Source organism: Achromobacter sp. CF-sbj1-Ac2-l, from assembly GCF_052698165.1.
This window is the reverse complement of sequence record NZ_CP199855.1, coordinates 4047927-4063240: the sequence shown is the minus strand read 5'-3', so window position 1 is coordinate 4063240 and position 15314 is coordinate 4047927. Positions and strand designations below refer to the sequence as shown.

At 70.6% G+C, this 15314-nt stretch carries 13 protein-coding genes; 3 read left to right on the top strand and 10 right to left on the bottom strand.

Annotated features, from left to right (window positions below):
- Positions 1 to 6 precede the first annotated feature (6 nt).
- Positions 7 to 996 carry a tripartite tricarboxylate transporter substrate binding protein gene (locus ACUDCK_RS18430; RefSeq protein WP_064527850.1) on the bottom strand — a complete coding sequence of 330 codons (990 nt, stop codon included), beginning with the start codon at positions 994 to 996 and terminating at the stop codon, positions 7 to 9.
- On the bottom strand, positions 996 to 1829 hold the full coding sequence (locus ACUDCK_RS18425; protein WP_395756751.1) for an amidohydrolase family protein: 834 nt from the start codon (positions 1827 to 1829) through the stop codon (positions 996 to 998). The genes ACUDCK_RS18430 and ACUDCK_RS18425 overlap by 1 nt, the downstream gene beginning before the upstream one ends.
- 120 nt (positions 1830 to 1949) lie before the next feature.
- On the opposite strand from ACUDCK_RS18425, the gene ACUDCK_RS18420 reads away from it, so the two are divergent.
- Both ACUDCK_RS18420 and ACUDCK_RS18415 read left to right on the top strand, forming a co-directional pair.
- Positions 1950 to 2837 carry a LysR family transcriptional regulator gene (locus tag ACUDCK_RS18420; protein WP_064527846.1) on the top strand — a complete coding sequence of 296 codons (888 nt, stop codon included), beginning with the start codon at positions 1950 to 1952 and terminating at the stop codon, positions 2835 to 2837.
- Between the two features lie 119 nt (positions 2838 to 2956).
- A complete protein-coding gene (locus tag ACUDCK_RS18415) occupies positions 2957 to 4789 on the top strand; it encodes an ABC transporter ATP-binding protein/permease (protein WP_116791780.1) in 1833 nt (610 codons plus the stop codon).
- A 91-nt stretch (positions 4790 to 4880) separates the two neighbouring features.
- Here ACUDCK_RS18415 and ACUDCK_RS18410 read toward each other — a convergent pair whose 3' ends face one another.
- From ACUDCK_RS18410 to ACUDCK_RS18390, 5 genes are all read right to left on the bottom strand, one after another.
- Positions 4881 to 5684 carry an aspartate dehydrogenase gene (locus ACUDCK_RS18410; protein ID WP_054502000.1) on the bottom strand — a complete coding sequence of 268 codons (804 nt, stop codon included), beginning with the start codon at positions 5682 to 5684 and terminating at the stop codon, positions 4881 to 4883.
- A gap of 175 nt (positions 5685 to 5859) precedes the next feature.
- Positions 5860 to 6771, bottom strand: a complete 912-nt coding sequence (locus ACUDCK_RS18405) for a BMP family ABC transporter substrate-binding protein (protein WP_175166697.1) — start codon at positions 6769 to 6771, stop codon at positions 5860 to 5862.
- Positions 6768 to 7745 carry a Bug family tripartite tricarboxylate transporter substrate binding protein gene (locus ACUDCK_RS18400; protein ID WP_175166698.1) on the bottom strand — a complete coding sequence of 326 codons (978 nt, stop codon included), beginning with the start codon at positions 7743 to 7745 and terminating at the stop codon, positions 6768 to 6770. The genes ACUDCK_RS18405 and ACUDCK_RS18400 overlap by 4 nt, the downstream gene beginning before the upstream one ends.
- A 175-nt stretch (positions 7746 to 7920) precedes the next feature.
- Positions 7921 to 9309 (bottom strand): amidohydrolase, encoded by a 1389-nt coding sequence (locus tag ACUDCK_RS18395; protein ID WP_175166699.1) that lies wholly within the window; start codon positions 9307 to 9309, stop codon positions 7921 to 7923.
- Positions 9310 to 9551: 242 nt separating this feature from the next.
- A complete protein-coding gene (locus ACUDCK_RS18390) occupies positions 9552 to 11045 on the bottom strand; it encodes an MFS transporter (protein ID WP_175166700.1) in 1494 nt (497 codons plus the stop codon).
- Positions 11046 to 11182: 137 nt separating this feature from the next.
- Between ACUDCK_RS18390 and ACUDCK_RS18385 the strand changes: the two genes are divergently transcribed.
- Positions 11183 to 11941, top strand: a complete 759-nt coding sequence (locus tag ACUDCK_RS18385; RefSeq protein WP_244976819.1) for a TetR/AcrR family transcriptional regulator — start codon at positions 11183 to 11185, stop codon at positions 11939 to 11941.
- On the opposite strand, the gene ACUDCK_RS18380 is transcribed toward ACUDCK_RS18385, so the two are convergent.
- The 3 genes from ACUDCK_RS18380 to ACUDCK_RS18370 form a co-directional block, all read right to left on the bottom strand.
- On the bottom strand, positions 11928 to 12878 hold the full coding sequence (locus tag ACUDCK_RS18380; RefSeq protein WP_116791776.1) for a Bug family tripartite tricarboxylate transporter substrate binding protein: 951 nt from the start codon (positions 12876 to 12878) through the stop codon (positions 11928 to 11930). The genes ACUDCK_RS18385 and ACUDCK_RS18380 overlap by 14 nt on opposite strands.
- 55 nt (positions 12879 to 12933) lie before the next feature.
- Entirely contained in the window at positions 12934 to 14199 is a 1266-nt protein-coding gene (locus ACUDCK_RS18375) for a carboxylesterase/lipase family protein (protein ID WP_064527832.1), read from the bottom strand.
- A gap of 164 nt (positions 14200 to 14363) precedes the next feature.
- Positions 14364 to 15314, bottom strand: a complete 951-nt coding sequence (locus tag ACUDCK_RS18370) for an adenosine deaminase (protein ID WP_175166701.1) — start codon at positions 15312 to 15314, stop codon at positions 14364 to 14366.

Below are 15314 nucleotides of genomic sequence, written 5' to 3'. Positions count from 1 at the left end.
CGGTACTCAATCCAGTTTCAGGTCGGCTTCCTTGACCACGCGCTGCCACTTGGCGATCTCGGCGCGGCGGAACGTGTCCAGTTCGGCGGGGGTGGAGCCGATGGGCTCGGCGCCGATGCCTTCGAGCTGTTCGGCGATCTGCGGGTCCTTCAGCACCTTGGCCAGGGCCTGCGACACCTGGTTGACGATTTCCGGCGGCGTGCCGGCCGGGGCGAACACGGCGTTCCACTCATACGTCTCGTAGCCGGGCACGCCGGATTCGGCGATGGTGGGCAGGTCCGGCGCCGCTTTGGAACGCTCCGAGCCGCCCACGGCGACCGCGCGCAGCTTGCCGTTCTTCACGTGCTGCCAGGCCGAGCCCATGCTGGCGAACATCACCGGCACTTGGCCCGACATGACGTCGATCATGGCCGGGCCGCCGCCCTTGTAGGCGACGTGCTGCAGTTGGGTCTTGGCCAGCAGGTTGAACAGTTCGCCGGCCAGATGCTGGGCCGAGCCGGGGCCGGCCGAGGCGAAATAGACGTGTTCCTTGCTGTCGGGCTGGCCCAGGCGGATCAGGTCGGCCACGGTCTTGACCTCGTACGACGGGGTCACCACCAGCACGTTGGGCACGCGCAACAGCAGCGACACCGGCGCGAACGCGGTCAGGGTGTCGAACTGCATCTTGGAATGCAGCGCGGGGTTCTGCGCGTGGTTGGAGGCGTCCAGCATCAGCGTGTAGCCGTCGGGCTGGGCCTTGGCGACCACGGCGCCGCCGATCATGCCGCCGGCGCCGCCGCGGTTTTCGATGACCACCGGCTGGCCCAGTTCAGCCGCCAGCTTGGGGCCGATCAGGCGGGCCACCACGTCGACCGTGCCGCCGGGCGGGTAGGTCACCACCAGCGTAACGGCGCGCTCGGGGTAGGCGGCGGTTGCCGTGCCGGCGGCGCCGGCCAGCAGGCCGGCGGCAGCCAGCAGGCTGGCGCGGCGCGCGAGGCGTTGGATCAGAGGGGTCATCAGAATTCTCCTTGGAATTGGAACAGCCGCAACGGTGTCTCGGCGAGTACGGCGCGCCGTTGCGTGGGGTCGTCGATCCAGTCGGCCAGCCACCGCATGGACGCGGGGTAGGACGCCAGGTGGCGATGCTCGGTGTGGGGCCAGTCGCTGCCCCACATGAGGCGGGCGGGCGTGTAGGCGTCCAGCAGTTGGCGCGCGGCCTCGCGGCCAGCGCTGGCACAGGCCTCGCCGGTCCAGTTGCGGTAAGGGGCGGACAGCTTGACCCATACCCGGCCGCTGTCGGCCTGCCGCAGCAGGTAGCCGAAGCCGGGGTCGGCCACGCCGAGCGCCGGGTCGGGACGGCCGAAGTGGTCCACCACCACGCGGCAGCCGGCCTGCAGCAGCGCCGGCATGATATCGGCCAGGCGCGCGGCCTGCAGGTGGATCTCGACGTGCCAGCCGAGCGCGTTGACGCGAGCCAGCAATGACTGCCACGGTTGCGTGCGCAGGTCGGGCACGGCCAGGCCGATCAGGTTGAGCCGGATGCCGACCACGCCGGCCGCGGCCAGCGCCCGCAGCGCGGCCTCGTCGATGGCCGTGTCCACCACCGCCACGCCGCGCAGCCGCGCCGGCGCGGCGCGCAGCGCCTCCAGCAGGTGGCTGTTGTCAGTGCCCAGGAAACTGGGCTGCACCAGCACGCCATGCGACAGCCCGTGCGCGTCCAGCAGGCCCAGGTATTGGGCCAGCGGGGCGTCGTAGTCCGGGGTGTGGCGGCGGGTGTCCGCCAACGCCAGGCCCTGCAGGAAGACGTGGGCGTGGCTGTCGACGGCGAGGCCGGTGACGGAGGGGGGCAAGGCAGTCTCCTGGGCGGGGTCCATGCCCCGCGCGTTCTGTAAGGTTCTGTAAGCGGCATTCTAGGGAGGCAGGGTATAGTTTTCCATTCTGGAAAATTGCTTTATTTATATTGGATTGATATGGAAACCCGGCATCTGCGCTACTTCCTGGCGGTGGTGGACCACGGCAGCGTCAGCCGCGCCTCCGAATGGCTGGGCATCGCCCAGCCGGCGTTGAGCCAGGCCCTGGGACGCATGGAAAAGGACCTGGGCGTGCGCCTGTTCGAACGCTCGCGCCAGGGCACCACGCCCACGCCCGCGGCCCAGGCCATCCTGGAGGACGTGCGCGCCAGCGTCGCGCGCATCGACGCCGCCGCGCGCCGCGCCCGCGAGATCGGCCGCGGCAGCGCCGGCCAGTTGACGGTGGGGCTGGTGTCGTCGGCGCTGTTCGATACGCTGCCGCGCGCCTTGCGCGAGATGCGTCGGCAGGCGCCCGGCGTGCGCGTGATCCTGCGCGAGATGAGCAATGCCGAGCAGGCCGACGCCCTGCAGACCGGCGAGATCGACATCGGCCTGATGCATACGCCGGTGGCGGTGGGCGGGCGCATGCGCGAGCGGCAACTGCTGCGCGACCGGCTGGTGGCGGCGGTGCCGGACGAGTTCGACGTCGCCGCCGATGGCCGGGTCTCGATGGCGCAGATCGCGCAGGCCGGCCTGGTGATGTACCCGCAGTCACAACTGCCGGCGTTCTACGCCGACATTCTCGATGCCATGCGCAAGGGCGGCCATGACGCCCACGTGGCGCAGGAGGCCAACCGCACCCTGACCGTGCTGGCGTGCGTGGCCGGCGGTTGCGGCGTGGCGCTCTTGCCCAGTTGGATCCGCTCGATGGATTTCCGCGGCGTGCGCTTTTGCGAAGTGCGCGACGGCGAGCGCCTGCCCAGCTTCGACCTGAGCGCGATCTGGCCGGCCCGCTCGGTGCCGACCCTGGCTGATTTGTTCGCCAATCTGGACCTGGGCGGGCATTGACCTTTAACTGCGCATTCAGTTGCGCCGGCGAACGCTTAAGCCACGCTTAAGAAGCCGTTTCCCCCGGAACCGCGACGCCCCGGCCGCTCTAAACAGAAACGACGTTAGAGGGGCTCTTCATGGACCTGAACTGGCAGCAGCAGTTGTGGGAAAGCGCGCTCTGGCTGGCGCGCGCGTTTGGCATCAGCGTGGTCGCGCTGGCAGTGGCGACGCTGGCGCTGGCGCGCTGGACCGACTGGGGGCGCAAGTTCTGGCGCCTGGCCTGGCCCTACCTGACGCCGCGGCGCAGTTGGCGCCCGCTGCTGACGCTGGCCGCGCTGTTGTTCCTGGCGATGTTCGCGGTCCGCATGACCGTGCTGTTTTCGTTCTGGTACAACGGCTTCTACAGCGCGCTGCAGGCGCTCGATCCGAACGCATTCTGGCGCTTGCTGGGCATCTTCGCGGTGCTGGCCACGGTGCACGTGATTCGTACCCTGGTCGACAGCTACGCCGGCCAGGCCTTCGACATCCACTGGCGGGTCTGGCTCAACGACCGCCTGACGCGCGACTGGCTTGGCGCGCGCGCCTACTACCGCGGCCACTTCGTGGGCGAACCGGTGGACAACCCCGACCAGCGCATCGAGCAGGACATCGCCCTGTTCGTGAGCGGCTCGCGCTCGCTGGCGATCGGCGCCTTGAGCGCGGTGGTGTCGCTGGTGGCGTTCACCGGCATCCTGTGGAACCTGTCCGGCGCGCTCGAGGTGGCTGGCGTGGAGATCCCGCGCGCCATGGTATTCATGGTGTACGTGTACGTGCTCATCGCCACCTTGTTCGCGTTCCGCATCGGCCGGCCCCTGATCCTGCTGAACTTCCTGTCCGAGCGGCTCACCGCCAACTTCCGCTACGCCTTGCTGCGGCTGCGCGAGAATGCCGAGAACGTGGCCTTCTACCAGGGCGAGGAGGTCGAACGGGCGACGCTGTGGGCGCGCTTTTCGGCCTATATCGCCAACCTGTGGGAGCGGGTATACCGGGGCCTGAAATTCGACGGCTTCAACCTGGTGGTGAGCCAGGTGGCCGTGGTGTTCCCGTTCCTGTTGCAGGCGCAGCGCTTCTTCAGCGGCGCGATCAAGCTGGGCGACGTCATGCAGACCTCTCAGGCCTTCGGCCAGGTGCAGGACTCGCTGTCGTTCTTCCGCACCTCATACGATGCCTTCGCGCAGTACCGCGCCACGCTCAACCGCCTGGCCGGCTTCCTCGACGCCAACGCGGCGGCGCGCGATCTGCCGGCGATCGCGGCGCTGCCCTTGCCGCACGCCATGGAAATCAGCGGACTGGACGTGTCGCGTCCCGATGGCCGCGCGCTGCTGCGGCGGTTGGACCTGGCGCTGCATCCGGGCCAGGCCCTGCTGATCAAGGGGCCTTCGGGCAGCGGCAAGACCACCCTGTTGCGCGCCCTGGCGGGCCTGTGGCCCTACGCGCAGGGCACGGTGCGGCGGCCGCAAGGCGCGGCCGCGCTGTTCCTGTCGCAGCGCCCCTATCTGCCGCTGGGCAAGCTGCGCGATGCCGTGGCTTATCCCGGGCATGCGCAGGCCGGCGATGACGCGCGCCTGGCGTCCGCGCTGCGGGCGGTGAATCTGGGGCACCTGGCCGCGCGGCTGGACCACGAGGCCGATTGGTCGCGCATCCTGTCGATCGGCGAGCAGCAGCGCGTGGCGTTCGCCCGCGTGCTGTTCAACCGGCCGGCGATCGTGTTCCTGGACGAGGCCACATCGGCCACCGACGAAGGGCTGGAACACATGCTCTACGGCCTGCTGCGCGAACAGTTGCCAGACGCCATGCTGGTCAGCGTCGGCCACCGCAGCACGCTGGACGCGTTCCACACCCATCGGCTGGACCTGGACGGAGAGGGGGGCTGGCGCGCCGGACCGCTGGCCGCGGCGCCGGGGCCGGTGCTGACGCGGGCGGCGGCCTGAGGCCGGCGCGAGGCGTTCTGCCGTGCGGCCGGCTCCCAGCGGCCGGCCGCTGGCACGAGCACGGGCGGCGCCCGGCGTGCCCGGGCGCCGGTCAGGTGCCGACCCGCAGCGGGCCGGTCAGCTTGCGCAGCGCCGCGATCACGCTTTGCGCGGTGATGCGGCCGGTCTTGGGATTGGCCGACGGGATGTTCTGGATTTCCATCGAGAACGAGGCGGAATCCGACACCACCTCGACGCGATGCACATTGCGTTCCAGCGACGGGTCGGCCCAGATCTCCAGCGTGGTGCGGTCCGGACCGATGCCGGCCAGCGAGACGCTCACCGCCACGTTCAGGTTGGCCGGGAAGCCCACCGCCGCCTCGCGCGGCGAACCGCGGAAGATCAGGCGCGGCTCGGTGATGCCGTCGATATCGATGTTGTTGTCGGTCAGGTAGGGCGCGCCCAGCAGGCCGCGCACCGGTTTGCGCGTGATCATCGTGACCGAATGGATCTCGCCCTCGGCGGCGGCGGTGATCGCATCCAGGCCCAGGATGGCGCCGGACGGCACCAGGATCTGGCCGTGGTGGCGGCGCGCCAGCTCGATCAGGTCGTCGTGGCGCAGCAGCGCGCCGGAGCTCAGCACCACCAGCTTCTTGCCGGCCGTGAGCACCGGCTCGGCCAGTTCGCGGAACACGGCGGCCGGGGCGCATTCGACCACCACGTCGCAATGTTCGGCCAGCGCGCCGATGGTGGTGAACACCGGCCTGGCGTTCTGCCACGCCACCGCGGGCGCGGCCTGGGGATCGCGCACGGCCACGGCGGCCAGCGTCAGGCCGGGCAGGCCGGCATCCAGGGATTGCGCCACGGCCTGGCCGATGGCGCCGAAGCCGGCGATGCCGACGCGGTAGCTGTTCATGGAAGATTCCGGGGAAGGGGCGCAGGGCGCCGTCAGATTCGCGGGCCGGCCGGCGGCAGCATCGCCGGCCAGGGTCGGCGGTCACTGTAGCGAGGGGGCGGGCGTGCGTCAATCATCGCGGACACCATGCGCTGTCCGTTCCGTTCGTTCATCGCCAGGGGGCAGGGGCATGCGGCTAGCGGGCCGGCGGGGCGAATTCCCGTCCCCTGTAGTCGGACGCGACCGCGATCTCGCCGCGAGCCAGCCGCGCAGACCAGTCGTCCAGCACGCGGCGTTCCTCCGCGCCGACGTCCGCGCCCAGCGCCAGCCGCAGCGATGCGCCCGCTTCCAGGCCGAAGTGCGTGACCGCGCCGACCCGCAGCGCGCCGGCGGCGTGATCGGCCGCGGCGCGTTCCACGCACAAGCCAGAATCGGCCAGCGCCGACGCCAGATACACGGCGGGATCGCGCGCCACCCAGTCCAGCACATTGCCGATCTGCCACAGGCCGCGGCGGCGGCAGGCGCGGGTGATGCCGTCGCGGCCGCCATCCATCATCGCGAACACCACGCGCGCGCCGTCGGCGGCCAGCGCGTCGGTCCAGGCCTCGGCCAGCGCCGGGTCGTGCTGGTTGCCGCAGAAGCCGGTCAGCGGATCCTGGCCGACTACGCGGCGCACACCGTCGGCATAGGCGGCGCGACCCTTCAGCCCGGGCCGCACGCGTTCCCCCGACAGATGCGCGGCGCCGCCGCGCAGGCCCGCCAGCACGCCGGCCAGGAAGGCCGTGTGCTCCTGCAGGATTTCATAGGACGCGACATTGGCCGCATGGTGGCTGCCCTGGGTGATGGCGAACTGCGTGCGCGCAAAGCGCGGCGCCACCCGCGCCACCGGCACATCTCCCTGGCCGCCATGCACGATGACGAGGTCGGGGGCGTCCGCGCACAGCGCCGCCAGGCGCTCGGCGCGCGCATCGGGGTCGTTGTCCTCGATCCATTCCACCTGCAGGGCGTGGCCCGCGCGCGCGGCGCGCGCCGCGCCCTGCACGGCGGCTTCGTTGAACCCGCCCCGGCCGGCCTGGCCGAACAGCACCAGCAACCGGCGCACGCTCACAGGCTGGCTCCGGTCGCCCGCACCACCGGACCCCAGGTATCGGCCTGGCGGCGCACGAAGTCGGCGAATTCGGCGGGCGACTTCTGCGCCAGCACGAAGCCCTGCCCTTCCAGTTTGGCGCGGATATCGGGGGTGCGCAGCACCTGCGTCAAGGCGTCGTACAGGCGTTCGCTGACGGCGTCGGGCAGGCCCGCCGGGCCAGACAGGCCGACGAAATTCTCGGCCACCAGGCCGGGATAGCCCAGCTCGCCCACCGCCGGAATCTCCGGCGCCTGCGGCACGCGCTGCGCGGTGGTCACGGCCAGCAGGCGCAATTGGCCGGTGCGCAGGAACGGCAGGTTCTGCGGCAGCGCGTCGACCGCGAAGCGGATCTGTCCGCCCAGCAGGTCGTTGCGCATCGCGCCCGAGCCCTTGTACGGAATGTGTTCGAGCCGCGCGCCGGTCTGGCGCGCGTACAGTTCGCCGACGATCTGGCCGACCGACGCCAGGCCGCCGCTGCCATACTGCACCGGCGCCGGCTGCGCCTTGATCCACTCTGTCAGTTGCGCGAAGGTCTCGACCGGCACCGACGGATGCACCACGAACGCGGTCGGCACCGCGCCCAGGTAGGCCACGTGGCGGAAGCTGGCCAGCGGATCGTAGTGGTGCTGGGGCATCAGCGCCGGCGAGATCGACAGCGGCGCCGAGTTCGACATCAGCAGGGTGTAGCCGTCGGCCGGGGCCTGCGCCACCTGCGTCGCGCCGATGGTGGCGCCGGCGCCGGGACGGTTGTCGATCACGATGGACTGGCCGAGCAGTTCGCCCAGCGCGGGCGCGATGACGCGCGCGGCAATGTCGCTGGCGCCGCCCGGCGGGAACGTCACCACCAGGCGGATGGGGCGCTCGGGCCAGGCGGCGGCGCGCGCCCGGCGGGTATGCGCAAGCGGCAGGGCCAGCGTGCTGGCGAGCAGGAATCGGCGGCGGGAGATCGGCATGGCGAGTCGGCGCTTTGGCGGCAAAGGGCCGTACTGTAGGAAACCATGCCGTCCGCCACAAAGACTTTATGGCGGTTTGCTTATGCCCGCCGCGTATCGCGGCGGACGGGGCGCGCGCCTTGCGCTTGCGCCGCCCGTCGCGCCGCCGGCAGAGCGCGGGCGGCGGGGCCCGTGGTCAGCCGCCTTGCCTGGCCTTGGCCATGTAGTCGACCGTCAGGTTGGACAATGCGCGCACGCCGTTGATCAGGCCCGACTCGTCCACATAGAAGCGCGGCGAATGGTTGGGCGCGGCGGTGTCGGGATTGACGTCCTTGGGCGTGACGCCAAGGTAGAAGAACATGCCCGGCACCTTCTCCTGGTAGAACGAGAAGTCCTCGGACGCCGTCGACTTGGGCTGCAGGCCGTAGTTGCCTTCACCCGCCACGCGCCGCAGCGTGCCGCCCATCTCCTCGGTCAGGCCGGGATTGTTGACGGTGGCGTTGTACAGCTCCACCACCCGCACGTCGGCCTTGGCGCCGGCGCTCTGCGCGATCTGCGTGGCCGTGCGTTCGATGCGCTGGTGGATGTCCTTCTTCATGCCCTCGTCATACGTGCGGATGGTGCCCGTCATGGCGACGCTGTCCGGCACGATGTTCATGCGGTTGCCGCCGTGGATCGCGCCCACGGTGATGACGGCCGGCTCCAGCATGCTGTTGATCTGGCGGCTGGGAATGGTCTGCAGGCCCAGGATGATCTGCGAGCTGACCACGATCGGGTCGATGCCCGACCACGGCCGCGCGCCGTGCGTCTGCTTGCCGGTGACGTCGATCCAGAACTGGTCGGCCGCGGCCATCGCCGGGCCGCTGCGCCACGACAGCTTGCCCACCGGATAGCTGCTGGAGACATGCAGGCCGAAGATCGCGTCGACCTTGGGATTGTCCAGCACGCCTTCCTGCACCATCATCTTGGCGCCCCAGATCTTCTTGCCGTCCGGCTCGAAGTCGGCGGGACTCTCCTCGGCCGGCTGGAAGATGAACTTGACGCTGCCGGGCAACTGGTCCTTCATGCCGGCCAGCACTTCGGCGGTGGCCATCAGGATGGCGGTGTGGGCATCGTGGCCGCAGGCGTGCATCACGTCCACTTCCTTGCCCAGGTAGGTGCCCTTGGCCTGGGAGGCGAACGGCACGTCCACCTGCTCCTTGACCGGCAGCGCGTCCATGTCGGCGCGCAGCGCCACCACCGGGCCGGGCTTGCCGCCCTTGAGCAGCGCCACCACGCCGGTGCCGGCCACGCCGGTCTTCACTTCCATGCCGAGCGCGCGCAGATGGTCGGCCACCAGCTCGGACGTGCGCGTTTCCTGGTTGCCCAGTTCGGGATGCTGGTGGATGTCGCGGCGCCAGGCGATGAGCTTGTCTTCGATGGCCTTGGCGCGCTGGTCGATCTGCGCGGCCAGTTCCGGCATGGGCGCCGGCGCCAGCGGCCCCTGCGTGCCGGGCGCGCTTTGCGCGGCGGCGGCGCCGCTCAGCGCCAGGTGCGCGGCCAGCGCCAACGGGGCCAGGCGGAACAGGATCTTGCGGTGTTGCATGGCATGTCTCCTCTTGGTTGTTAACCTGTTATTGGGCGGAGATATTACCGGAGCGCATGCGCGGCGGCGCGCTTGTTACGCCTGCTTAAAAACGCCGCTGTTTGATTCCGGGCGCTGGAATTCCGCGCCTTGGAATTGCGCGCCCCGCCTGGGTTTCGGCGACTCGCCGCGAGGCCCGCGCAGCGTCGTCGGACCCACGCGGTGGCGTCCGGCGTCGCCGCGACGATGCGCGCGCCTGTCGCCTACGCGGCCCGCAGCACCGGCCGCGCGCCGCGCGTGACCCACAACAGCACCAGCGCCGCCAGCAGCGAGGCCACGCCGGCGCCGGCCATGGCGGCATGGAAACCGCTGGCCAATGCGTCGGCGAACAACGCCGCCACGCCATCGGGTTGCGCCGGCAGCGCGTGCTGGGTGACCGCCACGCGCGCCACCGCCTGCGCATCCGGTTGGCCCAGCCGCGCCAGCGCCGCGGCCAGGTGCTCGACCGCGCGGCTGCTCATCAGCGCGCCGAGCAGCGCGATGCCGATGGTCATGCCGGTCTGGCGCAGCGCATTCATGGTGGCCGAGGCCATGCCCGAGCGCTCGCGCGGCACGGTCGCCATCACCGCCATGCTGGTGGCCGGCACCGACAGTCCCATGCCTAGGCCCAGCAGCACCATCAGCGAACCCGACAGCGCATAAGGCGTGTGGGCGTCGAAGCGCATCATGCCCAGCATGGCCGCGCCGACCATGGCATAGCCCGCGATCATCAGCCCGGGCAGGCCGAAGCGCTGGTTCAACCGGCCGAACACCGTCGACACGATGCCGGTGGCCACGAACTGCGGCGCCAGTTGCCAGCCCGTCTCAAGCGGCGTCAGGCCGCGCACGTGCTGCAGGTAGAGCGAGAAGAAGAACAGGCTGCTGTAGGCGCCGAATCCCATCACGAACGAGGCGAAGTTGGTGCTGGCGAAGCCGGCGTCGCGGAACAGGCCCAGCGGCAGGATGGGGCGCGCCACGGTGTGCTCGACCCAGAGGAAGGCGATCAGTCCGAGTGCGGCAACGGCCAGTGCGGCGAGGGTGGCCGGCGCCTGCCAGCCGTGTTCGCCGGCAGTGATCAGGCCATAGGTCAGCGCGCCCAGCCAGACCACGCTCAGGGCCTGCCCGAGCGGATCGAAGGCGGCATGCTCGGGATGCGCGCTTTCCTGGATGCCCCAGGCGCCCAGCGCGATCGCCAGCGCGCCCACCGGCAGGTTGATCAGGAAGATGCTCTGCCAACTGAAGTGCGCCACCAGCAGGCCGCCCAGCATGGGCCCCACGATCAGCGAGATGGCATTGCACGAGGCCCACAGGCCGATGGCGCGGGCGCGCTCGGCGGGGTCGGGAAAGGCCTGGGTCAGCAGCGACATCGCGCCCGGGATCAGCAGCGCGCCCGCCACGCCTTGCACCGCGCGGCCCGCCAGCAGCAGCGGCAGGTTGTCGGCCAGCCCGCACAAGGCCGAACCCAGCGTGAACAGCGCCACGCCCGCCAGCCACGAGCGCTTGCGGCCATAGCGGTCGCCCAGCGGCCCGGCCGACAGCATGAAGGCAGACAGGAACAGCGCGTAGGCGTCCACCACCCATTGCAGGCCGGCCATGTCGATGCGCAGCGCCGCCTGCATGGTGGGCAGGGCGACATTGACGATGCTGATGTCCAGGATGGTGATGAAACTGCCCAGGTTGACGGCGAACACCAGGGCGCGGCGGCGGGAGGCAAGCATGCGGAAGGGCCGTGAAGGGGAGGGAAAGCCGTATTCTAGTAATCGACTGACCGTCGGTCAATAAATAAAAAGACGCATTCCCGGATGTTTTGCGGGCGGCAGGCGGGGCGCGTCCTCTACACTGCGGATCGTTGAAAATGAAAGGATTCCCGCTCGCGATGGTCCGTTCCGCCAAGTCCCCCGGCAAGCCCGACGCCAAGCCCGACGCCGAGCCTGGCGCCAGGCCGGATACCCGGCCCGCCCGCAAGCCGGACTCCAGGCCCGCCGGCAAGCCGGACACCCGGCGCGGCGCCAATGCCAGCGCCGCCACGCCGCGCACCAAGCCCGCGTCGGTGCGCCTGGACGAACTGATGGCGGCCGCCGAAGATCTGTTCGTGCGCCAGGGCGTCGAGGCCACCACCATCGACCAGATCGTGGCGCAGGCCGGCGTGGCCAAGGGCACCTTCTATCATTACTTTTCATCCAAGGCGGACGTGCTGGCGGCGCTGCGCGTGAAGTTCTCGCAAGGCTTCCTGGACCGCATCGACGCGGCCATGGCGGCCTGCGCGCCGGACGATGGCGTGGCGCGCCTGCAGGCCTGGACGCGCGCCGGCGTGCACGCCTATTTCGACGGCTACGCGCTGCACGACGTCGTGTTCCACGACGTCAACCACCCGCATCGCGGCGCCGCTGAACGCGCGGCGGTGCTGGCGCAGGCCGAGGGCATGCTGCGCGCCGGCCAGGCCGCCGGCTGCTGGCAACTGGCGCAGCCCGGGCTGACCGCGATCCTGCTGTATCACGGCATGCATGGCGCGGTGGACGACAGCATCGCGCGCGGTGCGGCCGACGCCGAGGCGCTGGCCGCCAGCCTGATTCCCTCGTTCCTGCGGCTGGTGGGCGCGGCTACTGCAGCTTGATGCCCAGTTCCTTGATCAGCGGGGCCATCTGCGCGCGATCGGCGGCGATGGTGTCGGCCAGTTCCTGCGCGCTGCCGCCGATGGGTATCATGCCCAGCGCCTCCATCTGCGCCTTCATCGCCGGTTCCTTGAGGATGTCCGCGACCGATTGCTGGATCCGCGCCACGCGGTCGGCCGGCACCCCGGCCGGCGCCATCAGCCCGATCCACGGCTGCGGCGCGTAGTCGCCCATGCCCGATTCGCGCAGCGTGGGCGTGTCCGGCAGGCCGGGAAAACGTTCGGGGCTGGTGATGGCCAGCGCCCGCAGGCGGCCGCTGTCGATCAGGCCCTTCGAACTGGAAGGGGCGTCCAGGCCGACGTCGAGCTGGCCGCCGATCAGATCGTTCTGCGTCTTGCCCGACGAGGACGAGGGGATGTACAGCGCCTTGATGCCGGCGCGTCGCGCCGTCTGTTCCCACACCAGGTGGAAGGCGGTGCCGATCGAGAACGAACCCACCGTCAGGCTGCGGGCCCTGCTCTCGCGCACGAAGTCCTGCCAGGTCCTGATGGGGCTGTCGCTGGGCACGATGAAAAGGAACGGCGTGCGCGCCACCAGCGCCACCGGCTGCAGGTCCTTCTGCGGATCGAACGGCAGGTGGTCGACCGCGAACGGCACGATGGTCACGGACGACGCCACCACCATGCCCAGCGTGTAGCCGTCCGGCGCCGACTTGACCAGCGCCCCGGTGCTGATGATGCCGGACGCGCCGGGCTTGTTTTCGACCACCACCGCCTGGCCCCAGGCGGTGGACAGCTTGCTGGCGAGCACGCGCAGCATCACGTCGACCGGACCGCCCGGCGGATTGGAGACGATGATCTTGACCGGTTTGTCCGGATAGGCCGCGCCGGCGGCGGCGGGCAGCAGCAGCGCGAGCGCGATGGCAAATTGCTTGAGCATTGGTATTCCCCTTGTCGATGTTGGACGCGCCGGGTCATGCGCCCGGCGCGGGACTTCAGGCCAGCCGTTCCAGGTGCGGCGCGGCCGGCCACGCGGGCGTCTCGCCGCGGATGAAGGCAATCCAGGCGCGTTGCGTGGTCCGCGCCAGGGAGGCGGCCTGCGTCGGCGCCAGGCCCCGCAGCATCGGCGCGTCGGCAAAGGCCGCGAGCGTGTCGAAGACGAACGGCAGTTCGATGCAATGGCAGGCCTGAAAGCGCGCCGTGGGCGCCACGTCGAAGCGCGCCAGCCACGCCTGCCGACCCTGGGCCGTGGCGTCGGCGGCCCACTGCCGCGAAGGCGCGCCGAACACGGCCTCGCTGGTCAGCGCGCAGTCGGGGCCGTCGCCGCCGGGAAATGCCGCCATTTCGTCACGCGTGTAGCTGACCAGCACATCGGCGCGGCCAGCCGCCCGCCGTAAGGCAGGCTCGATGTCGACGGGCAGCACCTGGCCATCGAGCACCGGACCGAACAGGCTGCGGCGGCTGCCTTCGGCCTGCAGGGCCGTCGCCACTTCGGGCGCCTGTTGCGCCGCCAGCAGCCGCTCGACGGGCAGGGCGCGGGCCTGTTCCAGCGTATCGGCGCCGGCGGCGGCGAGGAATGTCTGGCCCAGCGCCGCGGCCTGCGCGCTGCTGCGAAAGCCGCGGCCGAGCGCCGCGCTTTGCAGGATGGCGCGGCCAAAGCGCGGCCGCCGCGCCAGCATGGCGCAGATCGACGAGGCGCCAGCCGATTGGCCCATCAACGTGACGCGGGCCGGGTCGCCGCCCAGGTCCTGGATGTTGTCGAGCACCCAGTCGATGGCGCATTCCTGGTCCAGCAGGCCGACGTTGGCGGTCTCGCCCGGCAGGTGCAGCCAGCCCAGCGCGGCCAGCCGGTAGTTCACCGCCACCACCACCAGGTCGCCGCGCGCCGCCAGGGACGCGCCGTCATACCAGTCGAGCGCGCCGCCGCCGCTTTGCCAGGCGCCGCCGTGCAGCCACACCACCACCGGCCGGCGGCGCGCGTCGGCGGCGGGCGTCCACACCGTCAGGTGCAGGCAGTCTTCCGCCTGCGGCGCCACGAAGTCGCCCATGGCGCCGCGCAGGCGCGAGGGCAGTTGCGGCGCCACGCTGCCGGGGCGGGAGGCATCGCGCGGGCCGCGCCAGCGGGCCGGCTGGGGCGGCGCGAAGCGCAGCGCACCCAAGGGCGGTTCGGCATATGGAATGGCGCTGAAGCGGCAGGCGCCGCCCTCGCGCACACCGGTCAACCTGCCGGCGCGCAGGTTGGCCTGAACGGTGTCAGTCATGGTCTGGTCCCTTGTCGTCCTGGTTTTCGGCGGACGGCGTGCAGGGCCGCCATCCGCTCGGGACTATGGTAGGGACGAATGGGGGCGGGCAGGCATGCCGGTTTCGAACCGGGTCATGCGCAACCCGCATACCTGCGCCGTGGGCGCGGCCGGGCCTGCCGCGCCTACTTCAGGATGCGCGCATCCATGCTGTTGTCGGCCAGCGCCTGGGCCTGCGCCTGGCTCATGCCCAGGTGCTCGTAGAGCGCGTGGAAGTTCTCGGTGACGTAGCCGCCGAAGTAGGCCGGGTCGTCGGAGTTGACCGTGACCTTCACGCCAGCGTCCAGCAGCGACAGGATGTTGTGCTGCGACATGTGGTCGAACACGCGCAGGCGGGTGTTCGACAGCGGACACACGGTCAGCGGGATCTGCTCGTCGATCAGACGCGCCATCAGGCGCGGGTCCTCGGCGGCGCGCACGCCGTGGTCGATGCGCAGCACCTTCAGCAGATCCAGCGCCTCCCAGATGTATTCGGGCGGGCCTTCCTCGCCGGCGTGGGCCACGGCCGGCAGGCCCTCGGCGCGGGCGCGGTCGAAGACGCGCTGGAACAGGCGCGGCGGAAAGCCCTTTTCGCTGCTGTCCAGGCCCACGGCGATGAAAGCGTCGCGGTAGGGCAGCGCTTCTTCCAGCGTGCGCATGGCCTGTTCTTCGGGCAGGTGGCGCAGGAAGCTGAGGATCAGGCCGCTGCTGATGCCGAGCTTCCTGCGGCCGTCTTCCAGCGCCTGGCTGATGCCGTCCAGCACCACCTTGAACGGCACGCCGCGGTCGGTGTGGGTCTGCGGATCGAAGAAGGGCTCGGTGTGCACCACGTTCTGCTCGTGGCATTTGACCAGGTAGTCCCAGGTCAGGTCGTAGAAGTCCTGCTCGGTGCGCAGCACGTCGGCGCCGCGGTAGTACAGGTCGAGGAATTCCTGCAGGTTGCCGTAGTTGTAGGCCGCGCGCAGGGCATCCATGTCGGGCCACGGCAACGCCACGCCGTTGCGGCGGGCCAGCCGGAACAGCAGTTCGGGTTCGAGCGTGCCTTCCAGGTGCAGGTGCAGCTCTGCTTTGGGCAGTGCATTGAGCCAGTCGTACAT

What these genes read in the sequence shown, in the direction of transcription:
- ACUDCK_RS18385 (WP_244976819.1), top strand. Translation starts at nt 11,183, where the DNA reads ATGAAAGGATTCCCGCTCGCGATGGTCCGTTCCGCCAAGTCCCCCGGC.
- ACUDCK_RS18415 (WP_116791780.1), top strand. Translation starts at nt 2,957, where the DNA reads ATGGACCTGAACTGGCAGCAGCAGTTGTGGGAAAGCGCGCTCTGGCTG.
- ACUDCK_RS18420 (WP_064527846.1), top strand. Translation starts at nt 1,950, where the DNA reads ATGGAAACCCGGCATCTGCGCTACTTCCTGGCGGTGGTGGACCACGGC.
- ACUDCK_RS18380 (WP_116791776.1), bottom strand. Translation starts at nt 12,878, where the DNA reads ATGCTCAAGCAATTTGCCATCGCGCTCGCGCTGCTGCTGCCCGCCGCC.
- ACUDCK_RS18400 (WP_175166698.1), bottom strand. Translation starts at nt 7,745, where the DNA reads ATGCCGATCTCCCGCCGCCGATTCCTGCTCGCCAGCACGCTGGCCCTG.
- ACUDCK_RS18370 (WP_175166701.1), bottom strand. Translation starts at nt 15,314, where the DNA reads ATGTACGACTGGCTCAATGCACTGCCCAAAGCAGAGCTGCACCTGCAC.
- ACUDCK_RS18430 (WP_064527850.1), bottom strand. Translation starts at nt 996, where the DNA reads ATGACCCCTCTGATCCAACGCCTCGCGCGCCGCGCCAGCCTGCTGGCT.
- ACUDCK_RS18395 (WP_175166699.1), bottom strand. Translation starts at nt 9,309, where the DNA reads ATGCAACACCGCAAGATCCTGTTCCGCCTGGCCCCGTTGGCGCTGGCC.
- ACUDCK_RS18390 (WP_175166700.1), bottom strand. Translation starts at nt 11,045, where the DNA reads ATGCTTGCCTCCCGCCGCCGCGCCCTGGTGTTCGCCGTCAACCTGGGC.
- ACUDCK_RS18375 (WP_064527832.1), bottom strand. Translation starts at nt 14,199, where the DNA reads ATGACTGACACCGTTCAGGCCAACCTGCGCGCCGGCAGGTTGACCGGT.
- ACUDCK_RS18410 (WP_054502000.1), bottom strand. Translation starts at nt 5,684, where the DNA reads ATGAACAGCTACCGCGTCGGCATCGCCGGCTTCGGCGCCATCGGCCAG.